9 protein-coding genes are annotated in these 11,140 nt (G+C 64.3%); 5 read left to right on the top strand and 4 right to left on the bottom strand.

Going from position 1 to position 11,140, the window contains the following annotated elements; genetic code table 11:
* Nucleotides 1-33: 33 nt before the first annotated feature.
* On the bottom strand, nucleotides 34-762 hold the full coding sequence (locus tag DYI37_RS00475; protein ID WP_116681243.1) for a hypothetical protein: 729 nt from the start codon (nucleotides 760-762) through the stop codon (nucleotides 34-36).
* A gap of 234 nt (nucleotides 763-996) precedes the next feature.
* A complete protein-coding gene (locus tag DYI37_RS00470; RefSeq protein WP_116681242.1) occupies nucleotides 997-1,899 on the bottom strand; it encodes an AraC family transcriptional regulator in 903 nt (300 codons plus the stop codon).
* 274 nt (nucleotides 1,900-2,173) lie between these two features.
* Between DYI37_RS00470 and DYI37_RS00465 the strand changes: the two genes are divergently transcribed.
* The 3 genes from DYI37_RS00465 to DYI37_RS00455 all read left to right on the top strand — a co-directional run bounded on the left by DYI37_RS00465 (nucleotide 2,174) and on the right by DYI37_RS00455 (nucleotide 5,294).
* Complete coding sequence (locus tag DYI37_RS00465; protein WP_116681241.1) at nucleotides 2,174-3,190, top strand: Bug family tripartite tricarboxylate transporter substrate binding protein; 1,017 nt, start codon at nucleotides 2,174-2,176, stop codon at nucleotides 3,188-3,190.
* A 63-nt stretch (nucleotides 3,191-3,253) separates the two neighbouring features.
* Nucleotides 3,254-3,757, top strand: a complete 504-nt coding sequence (locus DYI37_RS00460) for a tripartite tricarboxylate transporter TctB family protein (protein ID WP_116681240.1) — start codon at nucleotides 3,254-3,256, stop codon at nucleotides 3,755-3,757.
* A gap of 7 nt (nucleotides 3,758-3,764) precedes the next feature.
* Nucleotides 3,765-5,294: a tripartite tricarboxylate transporter permease gene (locus DYI37_RS00455; RefSeq protein WP_116681239.1), complete on the top strand. Its 1,530-nt coding sequence runs from the start codon at nucleotides 3,765-3,767 to the stop codon at nucleotides 5,292-5,294.
* A gap of 114 nt (nucleotides 5,295-5,408) precedes the next feature.
* Here the strand turns inward: DYI37_RS00455 and DYI37_RS00450 are convergent, their stop codons facing one another.
* Both DYI37_RS00450 and DYI37_RS00445 read right to left on the bottom strand, forming a co-directional pair.
* Nucleotides 5,409-5,915, bottom strand: a complete 507-nt coding sequence (locus DYI37_RS00450; protein ID WP_245413711.1) for a hypothetical protein — start codon at nucleotides 5,913-5,915, stop codon at nucleotides 5,409-5,411.
* Complete coding sequence (locus tag DYI37_RS00445; protein WP_199520046.1) at nucleotides 5,912-6,499, bottom strand: response regulator transcription factor; 588 nt, start codon at nucleotides 6,497-6,499, stop codon at nucleotides 5,912-5,914. The genes DYI37_RS00450 and DYI37_RS00445 overlap by 4 nt, the downstream gene beginning before the upstream one ends.
* Nucleotides 6,500-7,233: 734 nt before the next feature.
* On the opposite strand from DYI37_RS00445, the gene DYI37_RS19855 reads away from it, so the two are divergent.
* A complete protein-coding gene (locus tag DYI37_RS19855) occupies nucleotides 7,234-8,985 on the top strand; it encodes a hypothetical protein (RefSeq protein WP_158555045.1) in 1,752 nt (583 codons plus the stop codon).
* Between the two features lie 160 nt (nucleotides 8,986-9,145).
* Entirely contained in the window at nucleotides 9,146-11,137 is a 1,992-nt protein-coding gene (locus DYI37_RS00435; protein WP_116681237.1) for a hypothetical protein, read from the top strand.
* The last annotated feature ends 3 nt before the right edge of the window (nucleotides 11,138-11,140 follow it).

Genomic DNA, 11,140 nt, shown 5'->3' with positions numbered 1-11,140 from the left:
GACGCCCGGCTTTCACGGCCGGGCGTCGGAAGATCAGAACTGGCCCGGCTCGACGCGGAAGACGTCCGGCTTCTGCGGATCGGCGAGATAGGCGAGAAGAAGATTGGTCGGCGTCAGCACCGGCTGGGCGGCGGCGCCATCGGCGCCCGCCTCGCCTTCCGCCAGCGTTCCGCGCAGGAGAAGCACGGCCATATGCCCCTCGGCATCCGACCCGCGGAAGACGACCAGACCTTCCGGGACCGGTACGTTGACCACCACCGAATCGGCCGCGTAGCCACTCTGGAGGAAGTAGTTCTGGAGGACGTCGGCATTGGCGACCAGCTTGTCGGCATTCACGACCTGCTCGCCGCCTTCGCCGCCCTCGCCGCCGACAGCCCAGAGAACGGAGACCTGACCGAGCGTGTTCGACTCATAGCCGAAGACGTAGGACACGGCCGCCGGGCCACCGCCGTCGAGGACTTCGACGCCGTCGACGGTGAGGATACGCGTACGCTCGGCCCCGTTGGCACTCTCGACGATGGCATCGGAGGCGACCCCGAAATCGCTCTCGATCGCCGAGCGGACCGCGGCCTCGTCCATGCCGAACTTCGCCGAGCGGAAGCCTTCGATTGTCGCCGGCGCTCCCCGCGTCGCCGCCTCCGATCCGGTCAGCGCCTCGATCAAGGCAGGCGCCTCGGGCGCTGCCTGCGCATGCGCGCCGAAGGAGAAGAGGGTCGCAGTCGCTGCCAGGAGCCATCCGGCCCGTCGATCGAAAATCATCATGATGCCCTTCCCATTGTCATCGGCCGCCCCACTTCTGGATGAGAGCTGCCAGCCTTTGCCGGGGCAAAGGTGTCGATCCTTACGCTTTAAGCACGTCCCGCGCGTGTGGCGTGATAGCCGTGCGTGTCACGCGATTGACTGGGCGTCTCAAAAGATCAGCAAGACTTTCAGAACATTGGGCGGATACCGGGTCCCGGATGACGACTTCACGCCCGGTGTGTCCCGCAGGTCCCCTCAATCGTCGGGGTCGCCGATCCGGCCCCGCGCACGCAGGCGCTGCGGCGTGACACCGTATCTCGTCTTGAACACGCGGCTGAAATGCGCAGCGCCCGAGAAGTGGAAATGATCGGCGATCTCCGCGATGCTCCGCGTCTCGCCCGGCATCAGAAGAAGATCGCGCGCGGCATCCATACGCATGGCCTGGATCAGCTGGGCGACACCGCCCGTCGCCGCGAAGGCGCGATAAAGGGTCGAGCGCGAAATGCGAAGGGCCGAGGCGATCGCCTCCGGCGTGAGCGTCTGCGAGGTGAGATTGTTCGTCACGAATTCTCTGACGCTGTCGTGAACCGGGTGCCGCCGATCGTCGGATGCGGTCGGCAGCCGCATCGTCAGGCGGACGCCGCGCACGAGCTCCCCCGCGGCACGGCTGATCTGCTCCGCCTCGATCATGTTCGTCGGCTGGCGGTTGAAGATCATGGTACGGACGAAGGCGGCGAGCGCCGTCGCACCCAACCCGGCCGTCTTGCGCGCATTGGTGGAGAACTCGTCCGGCAGCTGATGGGGCATCAGCACGCGCCCGCAATCGATCAGCATGGTGACGAAGCTCGTCGCACTCGCCTCGGTTGCGTAGGGGAAGCGCTCGTCGATGAGGATCAGATCACCCGGCCCGAAGAGGCATGTCCGCCCCTCCGCCGTGACCTTCGACGTTCCCGAGACGAGGAGCGAGATCGTGAACACCTCGAACCGGGCGACCTCGTCGCCGGATCGGTCGACGCTCACTGGGGCCGAAGAACCCGAAAGGAACCGGAGCGAACCCACCTGCCATGAGTCATAGGTGAGCGGTCGCTCGTCCGCGGCAGGGACCGCCACCACCGCGCAGTCCTCGAACGCCGACGCGTAGCGGTCGCCATCCCCCATGCCTGACGACCCCTTCTCCACGGAGTTTCTGTCGATTGTGGCTCTGACCTAGCGTCAGCCGATTGTAAATTCCAGGGGATTGTCACGCACATTCAGATGCGAGACGAACCCCCGTGCCGCGACGGGCGCGCCGAGCTCACCAGATGGCGAAAGACCCGGGCGTCAGGATTATCATGTTCAATCTCGTCCGGACTTGATACTTGCCGTTCCGGCGGCCGGTGGCGCATCCCGGCACCGGGCCGCCGAAAGCCGATGCCATATTGGGAGGACATAGATGAAAACGATCCTGGGCGCCGCCTTCGCCGCGCTGTCTCTCGCCGCCGCCTGCATGCCTGCCTCCGCGCAGGACTACCCGACGAAGGAGATCCAGGGGATCATCCAGTGGGGCGCGGGCGGTTCCACCGACACGGTCATGCGCGCCGTCACGCCGAAGGCGCAGGAGATCCTCGGCCAGTCCATCGTCCTTCAGAACGTGACCGGCGGCGTCGGTGCGATCGCGCTGAACCAGGTCGCGCAGGGCGATGCGGACGGCTACACCATGCTGATGGGAGCCGAAAACCCGCTCATCTACAAGGTCATGGGCCTCGGCCAGCGCGACTATTCCGACTTCACGCCGATCAGCATCCTGGCGCGCGGCACCCCGATCCTCGTCGCGCGGCCCGACGCGCCGTTCGAGACCTATGAGGAGATGATCGCCTATGTGAAGGAGAACCCGGACGAGATCCGCTTCGGATCGACCGGTCCCGGCGGCCTTCCCTCCGTCGTCTCCGCGATGATCGCGGATGTCGAGGACGGGCTGCCCGTCACCTTCGTTCCCTATGACGGCGACGGCCCGGCGCTCACGGCGCTCCAGTCCGGTGCCATCGACGTGATGCCCGCAGTGCTCGGCGCCGCGATCGAATCGATCCGCGCCGGAAACATGAAGCCTCTGGCGGTCGTGACGGAAGAGCCGGTCGCGCAGCTTCCCGACGTCAAGCCGATCACGACCTATAACGAGGATTTCGGACGGTATCTCCCCTGGGGTCCGTTCTTCGGCATCTTCGTTCCGAACGGCACCCCCGAGGACGCGATCTCGAAACTGCGGGATGCCTATTCACAGGCCGCCGAGACCGAAGAGTTCAAGTCGCTCCTCGACAATCGCGGCTATGCCCTCATGAACATCAGCGGCCAGGAGGCCGAGGACTTCATGAAGACCTGGCAGAGCACGACCGCGTGGCTCTTGCAGGATGCCGGCATGGCGAAGACCTCGCCCGAGGAATTCGGCATTCCGAAACCCGCCGACACGCAGTAACCCTCCAATCGATGCACACGCCCGGATTCTCGCTCGGGCGTGTGCGCTCATGATCGGTGACCAATGCATCAGCCCGATACCAGGCGGCCGGGCGAAGCCGCCTTCGCCATCCTTCTCGTCGTCGTCAGCGCCTATCTTCTTTGGGACGCCTATGGCATCGCCGGCTTCGAATCGCTGAGTTCGCCCGGTGCCGTTCCCATGGCGACGACGGCGGTGATGGCGGTGACGGCCCTGATCCTCGCCGTTAAGGCGCTGAAGAAGCCGCTGGACCGCAAGGAGACGCTCCGGCGCGACATTCTGCCGGGCAAGGTCCTCCTGATGGTGGCCCTCCTGATCGCTTATGCCTTCCTGCTGCGACCGCTCGGCTTCCTGCCGACATCGGCCCTGTTCCTGATCGTCTCGATCAAGCTTCTCGCCGGGCGGGGTTGGCTGTTCTCCATCGGCGTCGGACTCGGCAGCCTCGCCTTCATCTACGCGCTCTTCCGCATCGTCTTCACCGTCCTGATGCCGGCGGGCATCGTGCCGGAAGCTGAGATGCTCTCCGTCCTTCGCGGCCTGTTTGGGTGATCCTGCCATGGACCATTTCGCAGCCTTCTTCACCGCCTATACAGACCCGACGCTGCTGCTTCTGGTCGCCGCAGGCACGTTTGCCGGCGTCTATATCGGCGCGATCCCCGGCCTTTCGGTCACCATGGCCGTGTCGATCCTCATCTCCTTCACCTTCCCCTGGCCGGTCTATCCCGCCATCGCGCTGATGATCGGCATCTATATGGGCGGCGTCTACGGCGGCTCGCGCAGCGCGATCCTCCTCAACATCCCCGGCGCCCCGTCGGCGATCGCGACGGCGATGGACGGCTATCCGATGGCCCAGCGCGGCGAAGCGGGCACCGCGATCGGCGTCACGACGGTGATGAGCTTTCTCGGCGGCTTCGTCGGCATTCTGGTTCTCGCCGTCGCAGCGCCCCTCGTCGCCGATTTCGCCCTGTCCTTCCAGCCGCGCGACTACATGCTGCTCGCCGTCCTCGGCCTGCTCCTCGTCGGCTCGCTGTCCGGCGGATCGCTGGTCAAGGGCATCTTCTCGGCGGCGCTCGGCGTCGGCATCGGTGCGGTGGGCATGGATCCGCTGACCTTCACCGAGCGCTTCACCTTCGATCTCCAGGCCATGCAGGGCGGCATCAATTTCGTCGCCGTGATGATCGGCCTCTTCGGCGTATCGGAGGCGCTCGCACAGCTTCACCACGTGGATACGCCGGCCGTTCGCCAGAAGCTCAGCCGGATCGTCCCCTCCTTCTCCACCCTGCGCAAGCATCTGCCGCTCTCGCTCCAGACCTCGTCGATCGGCGTGGTCATCGGCGCCCTGCCCGGCACCGGCGGCGACATCGCGGCGCTGATGGCCTACGATCACGCCAAACGCGTCACGAAGAACCCGGAGCGCGCCTTCGGCGACGGGGCCATCGAAGGACTGGTGGCGCCGGAAACCGCGAACAACGCCGCGATCGGAGGCGCATTCATTCCGATGCTGACGCTGGGGATTCCCGGCGACGCCGTGACCGCCATCATCATCGGCGCCCTGTTCATCCACGGCCTGAACCCGGGGCCCATGCTGATGGTCGATCAGCCGGACATGTTCTGGTTCATCGTCGGATCGCTCGTCCTGTCCAATATCTTCATGCTGATCTTCGGCCTCACCGGCATCAAGCTCTTCGTGAAGATCGTCGAAATGCCGCGCGGGGTGATGATCCCGCTCATCATGCTTCTGTCCATCGTCGGCGCCTATGCGATCAACAACTCGATCACCGACGTCTACTGGATGCTCGGCTTCGGCGTGTTCGGCTATTTCATGAAGCTCTACGGCTTTCCGCTCGGCCCGGTCATCCTCGGCGTCATCCTGTCCCGCCTCCTCGACGACAACTGGCGCCGCGCGATCATCAGCGAGCGCGGCAGCATGACCGATTTCCTGATGGGCGTCGTCACCAGCCCACTTTCGCTCGTCCTTCTCCTGTCGGTCGTCTTCATCTTCGCCTCGCAGACGCCCGCCTGGAAGCGCTTCCGGCGCCGCAAGGAGACGTTGAACGAGGTCGAGGAGAACCGTCCGGTCGTCTGAGGAAGAGACTTTCGATCGCCCCTCGGCTCCGCTGCCGAGCCGCTTGGCCGCTTCCGCTCGGGGGATCGATGCGGCGCCCTACCGCTCACCGTCCCCTCGCCTGCCGAACCCGGGTCAGAGCGGAAAGCCGTACTCCTTGATGATGCTCCAGAGCCGTTCATTGGCTTTCCGCATATCGGCGAGCGAGGTCTCGAACTCGGCGAAGGTGCGGTGATCGATGTCTCTCGATCCGTCGAGACGGAGCGAGTCCTTCGTTTCGACGATCCGCAGATTGATCGTCTTCGTGGGCAGATGGTGCTCGTCGAACGCATAGAGGCAGTGGTTGTAATGATTGCGAAGCTTCTGGCAGCGCGTGAGAAGACCGGTCGCCTCAAGGATCGCCTTGCGCCTGTCGGCACTCGTCCGCTCGAGTTTTGCGAGACGCTCGACGAGGGCGATCCTCGACCGCGAGTTTGAAAGCGTCAGGAAGATGACCGTCGCCGTCTCCTTGTCGACCCCGGCAAGGCCCGCGATCACGTGGACGAGAAGGCTCTCCGTATTGGTCCAAGTGTAGTTCAGTTCTCCGACGAACTTCAGCATCGCGTTGAAGTTCGACGCGCTGGCGGACGTCACCGCACTCACCGCCCGCCCTCGCCGCCTCGCAGAATACCGAGCTTGTGCGCGAGCGTCGCCGCCTCGGTCCGGTTTCGCACGCCCAGCTTCCGGATGACCCTGTGAACATGCAGCTTGACGGTATGCTCGCTCAGATCGAGGCGATCGGCGATCAGCTTGTTCGGCGTTCCGCTGGCGATGAGTTCGAGGACATCGGCCTCGCGGTCCGTCAGATGAACCTTGGAAGGCGTATTCATCGGCGCCGCGCTGGCGATCGGTTCGAAAGAAATCGGCTCGCTCTTCGCAGAAGAGTGTTCGCTGCCTCCCAGAAGACAACGGCGGACATAATGCGCGGGAACGTATTCGTGCCCGTCGATCATGATCCGAACCGAGGACAACCAGAGATCCAGCCTCACATCCATCGGCAGCAGGCTGCAGGAATGAGGTCGGGCGTAGAACCGCTCCAGTTCGCGCCGTTCCGGAAGCCCCTCGGTCGCCAAGGCGAAGGAAGCGCCCGGGAACGCTTTCGACAACGTCTCGATGCTCGAAACAGAGTTCAGGGTCTTGAGGGCGTCGAGAACGATCAGGGTCCGCTCTCCCAGTCGGTTCTCCATTCCACCGACGAATGTTTCGATGTCCGAGAAATGCGTATGCCCGAACGTCTCTCTGAGGACGGCTCGGTAGCATTCCGGAAAGAGACTTTGCTTCTGCAGGACGAAATTCGTCCTCGGGAGATCCGCCCTCTCACGAAGACTGGCGGAAAGCTGCGACAGTGATTCCCTTGGGACAGCATACGGTTGGATTAGAGACATTCCCCCCTCCCTCGGTCGACTCAACCTCGACCAGACTGCCCCAAGCCCGATCGTCAGACACGATGATCATTTTATATACGAATGAATGACCGGATTGTAGTCGATATTTTTTACTACTCGACCTGCGATTTTTCGCCCTTCGGAGCACTTCGACGTCGAGACGATTCATGGTTCGCGATTAACGACTTATTAACGATCGCCCGTTTCGGCGAAACCTGGACGTTCCGTTCGGAAATAGCTCTTTCGATCTATGCGGGGCAGCGCCGATCCGTCACGATCGATCGACGTGCGGAGGGTCCCGAGCGGGGATTGACGCTCCTTTTGCTAGCTTACGCGAAGCTTTCCCCTTTGCGACCGTTCGATTGCCGGCAGGGAGCCGACAGTCGCAACTTCCTCTACGTAAGATGGCGCTGACGACGCCGACGACCGCGACGGTCGTCGATCGGACTCCTGACGGCTCACGCAACGGACGGCCGAATGCCGCGCAAAACGTTGATGCAAGGCGGTGCCGTCCTCCAACCTGAGAGGACAGTCAGATGTCGACCAGACAGAGCAGAAACCACCAGAACAACGGCCACGACTACGGGGGCGGCATGCCTCCCTGGATGGATCCGCAGGATCCGACCGATCAGGACGACGAAGCCGGTCAGTCCCAGTCCCAGGATCAAGGGCAGGAGCAGGCCCAGGGTCAGGAACAGGGCCAGACCCAGCATTCCTCGTCGGAAACGCACTCGGTGAACGAGAACGGCAATCTGAACGGGAATGGCAATCTGAACGGGAATGGCAACGGCAACCTGAACGGTAACGGCAACGGGAATCTCAACGGCAACGGCAACCTGAACGCCAACGGGAACCTGAACGGAAACCACAACTCCAACAGCAACTTCACGTCGACGACCACCAAGACCACGGTCGACGTCGCCGTCGACATCGGAATGGAAGGCTTCGATCCGAGCGACGACGACTTCGCCGATATCGATCTGCACAGCTCCACGGTCGGAAATCTCCTCGTCAACGACGACGGGACGATCGACATCGATCCGGGCGACGACATCACGATGTCGGACATTCTCGACAACGCCCTGAACGGTGAAGGCAACGACAACGCCTTCGTCATGAGCCAGGATGCCCGTCTCATCGACAACGACACGCTGAGCGATCCGCGCGTCTCCAACGACGGCACCTTCAACCAGAACGGCGATGCTGACGGCGGCACGGCCAATGCCTCCGAAGGCATCACGGCCGGTGGCACGGGTGGTGTCGGCGGTCGGACCGGCGATGCCGGAGGCGGTTCGGGAGCCATGGGTGGTGCTGCCCTCGGCGGCTTCGCGGCGGCCCTCGGCGGCATCGGCGGCGCGGCTTCCGCTCAGGGAGTGAACGCCGGCGACGGCAGCAATGGCGGCGATGCCGGAGCTCTTTCGGCTGCGATCGGCGCGGTGGCCGCGGGCCAGGCCGATGGCGGCGACAACACCGACAGTGATGGCGCAGCCGGTGGCAACGGTGCCGCGAGCGAGGCGACCAGTGGCAATGCCGCGAACACGCAGGGCGGCGATGCCGGGGATGCGGTGGCGGTCGCCGGTACGGTTCCGGTCGCGGTCAGCGTTCCCGACACCAGCTCCGACGCGAACGCCGGATCCGGCGGCGAAAGCGGCGGTGGTCACCATCGTGGCTCCCATGGGCAGGATGAGGACGGCGGCGGCGACGCGGCAGCAGCCAGCCTCTCGGGCTCCGTCGCGAACGCCTTCGGAGTGACCGGCGCGGGCGTCGACGACGGCGGTGCCTCCGGCGCGACGACCGGTGGCTCGACCGGTGATGCCGGCTCCGGCAATGGCGGGTCCGGCGGTGCGGGCGGCGATGTCGATGCCGGCGATGCCGGTCTGATCGAGGCCGCCTTCGGAAACGCCTACTCGCTGAACGGCGCCCTCGGCGGAGACGGCGGCGCGGGCGGCACGGCGTCCATCGACGCCATCCTGGCCGGCAGCGGCCTCGGTGGAAACGCCTCCGGCGGCGCGGCGACGTCCGGCTTCGGTGGTGCCGGTGGTGCCGGTGGAACCCTCTATGCGGGCGCCGGCGGCGACGGTGGTGCCGGCGGCATGTGGGGCTCCGGCAATGGAGACGACGGCTTCGTGGAAGGCATCTCGCAGGCGACCGCGGATGCATCCATCGATACGACGGCCTTCAACCAGTCCATCGTGATGGGCGCCAACATCCTCGGCAACCAGGTCGACATGACCGTGGTCGGCGGGAACTTCTCGTCCAGCCTCACCGGCGAGGACGACGGCGCCTGAGCAATCGAACAGTGAGCCCGTAGCCCCCCGCGGGCCCCCTACCACTGTTCGTGTTCGGCGGCGGGTCGATCTTCATCCCCGCCGCCGATCCATACCTGCAGCCTAGCGACCTCGATCGTTCGTTTCGTCGACCCAACACAACCAAGGGACGTGCGACGCTATGGATATCGTCACTGAAGAGATTGCCCATTTCGTCGGCCTCTTCGCGTTGACGCAGGAGGAGATGCGGGACCGTCCGATCTATCACCGGTTCGCATACGGCCAAGCCGACCAGATCGATCCGGAGGATCTGCCACGCTTCGAAGCATCGGTAAGGGACCGGTTCGATCTCGATCCCTACCGCCCGAACGTCCTCTATCTTCCGCCGACCTACGAGCTCTACCCGGCATTCTCCGAGCCGCCGCCCGGCCCGATCTTCCCGCAGGTCGCGATACCCGAGCTCGGCTGGAACCGGATCACCGGATCTTCGACGCCGCCGACCTACGCCTTCGATGGCCCCCCGCAGATCTCGGTGAAGATCGATACCGTCGTCAGACTGTCCTTCGGCGAGCTTCCCCCTCCGGACCAGATCGCTCTTCTGCTGCGCCAATCGAACCTTATGCAAGACGTCGACATCGTCGAATTCATTCCAGGCATCTTCGACGCAGAGGACTTCGCGGCCGCAGGGTCGGGTCTTCCGGCGCTGATCGGGGTCAGCGATGCGATCAACCCCATCGATCAGGTCTTCCTGCCGCCATCGAGCGAGGCGGCGATCGCGGAGATGATCGCGGACCTCGTCGATCTCGTATCCCGCATCGAAGGCTTCGAGCCCGCGGGACCTTCGGATCATGCGGCCGTCTTCACCGGCGACGACACCGTCGGCACCTTCGTGAACGGCGTCGCGGCAGAGGACGGACCCAGCCTTGCCGATCGACTGAAGGCGATGCGTTCGTCTTCGCAGGAAGAAGAGGACGGCGATCGCACGGGCGTTGTGCCCGGCGAGGGCCGGATCGGGACCCCGTCAACGCTCGAAGTCGCCGCCGGCGGCAACACCGCCATCAACGAAGCCATTCTCGTCGACGCGCTTCTCGCCTCGCCACTGATGTTCGTCCGGGGCGACTACACCAGCCTCGACATCATCGTGCAGACCAACGTCCTTTCGGACCGTGACCATCTGGCGGAAGGTTTCAGCGACATTTCGGCGGCGAACGAGGCGATGAACGTCGCCGTTCGCCTGATCGAGGCCAATGATCCCTTCGAAGGGGTCGACAGATCGGAACTCGCACTCCCCCGCAGCTTCAACGTCACCCGCCTCGAAGGCAATTTCGTCAATATCGACTGGATCGAACAGACCAACCGGCTGTTGGACGACGACTGGATCGGGGTTGCACGGAGCGGCTCGCAGACCATCCTGACGACGGGCGAAAACCGCCTCGTCAATTCCGCGGATGTCGTCGAACTCGGCCGGACCTTCGATCTGATCGTGGTTCTCCAGAATGTCTGGAAGGCCAATGTCGTTCACCAGTCGAACATCATCCTCGATGACGACCAGGCGTCGGTGGCAAACGGCACAGCGGCCAGCACTCACGAGATCTCGGGCGGCGGCAATCTCGCCTGGAACGAGGCGTCCATCGTCCATGTCGGCGAGACGAGCCTCGCAGCACTCAGCCCGGAAGCCGAAGCCTTTGTCTCAAGGATCGCGGAGGGCCCCGCGGCCATCACGTTGGAGATACTGCAGGACCCCGCCTTCGCCGGCCTCGGAACGCTCGACGTCCTCGTCATCGAAGGCAGCTATCTCGAACTCGACTACGTCGTTCAGCGAAACATCGTCTCCGACAGCGACCGGCTTCGGATCGACGAACAGCGTGGATCGCTCGGCGAGACCGATCTCGACACCGGGGCGAACGTCGCGATCAATCTCGCGGCCATCATCGAATACGGGGTGAACCAGCAGGTTCAGGTCGGCGGCACGACCTATTCGGACTCGATCATCTACCAGGCCGGCTTTCTGGACGAGGGGGTTCCGGACCTCGGATCGGACCTCGCCACCGAGGCAGTCCTTTTCCTGGCCGACGGCATGGTCTCGGACATCGGACCGGACCACCCGGACGCGCCGGAGATCGGCCCGACCGACGGCTATCACGACGACATGCTGCAGACGATGTTGACCTAGGGG

The sequence above is a fragment of the Fulvimarina endophytica genome (assembly GCF_003403015.1).
In the GTDB taxonomy this organism is placed as follows: Bacteria; Pseudomonadota; Alphaproteobacteria; order Rhizobiales; family Rhizobiaceae; genus Fulvimarina; species Fulvimarina endophytica.
This window is presented reverse-complemented; position numbering and strand designations above follow the sequence as displayed.

Bases quoted from the DNA above. Each gene is read 5' to 3' on its own strand.
- DYI37_RS00475 (WP_116681243.1), bottom strand. From the start codon at position 762: ATGATGATTTTCGATCGACGGGCCGGATGGCTCCTGGCAGCGACTGCG.
- DYI37_RS00470 (WP_116681242.1), bottom strand. From the start codon at position 1,899: ATGGGGGATGGCGACCGCTACGCGTCGGCGTTCGAGGACTGCGCGGTG.
- DYI37_RS00465 (WP_116681241.1), top strand. From the start codon at position 2,174: ATGAAAACGATCCTGGGCGCCGCCTTCGCCGCGCTGTCTCTCGCCGCC.
- DYI37_RS00460 (WP_116681240.1), top strand. From the start codon at position 3,254: ATGCATCAGCCCGATACCAGGCGGCCGGGCGAAGCCGCCTTCGCCATC.
- DYI37_RS00455 (WP_116681239.1), top strand. From the start codon at position 3,765: ATGGACCATTTCGCAGCCTTCTTCACCGCCTATACAGACCCGACGCTG.
- DYI37_RS00445 (WP_199520046.1), bottom strand. From the start codon at position 6,499: ATGGAGAACCGACTGGGAGAGCGGACCCTGATCGTTCTCGACGCCCTC.
- DYI37_RS19855 (WP_158555045.1), top strand. From the start codon at position 7,234: ATGTCGACCAGACAGAGCAGAAACCACCAGAACAACGGCCACGACTAC.
- DYI37_RS00435 (WP_116681237.1), top strand. From the start codon at position 9,146: ATGGATATCGTCACTGAAGAGATTGCCCATTTCGTCGGCCTCTTCGCG.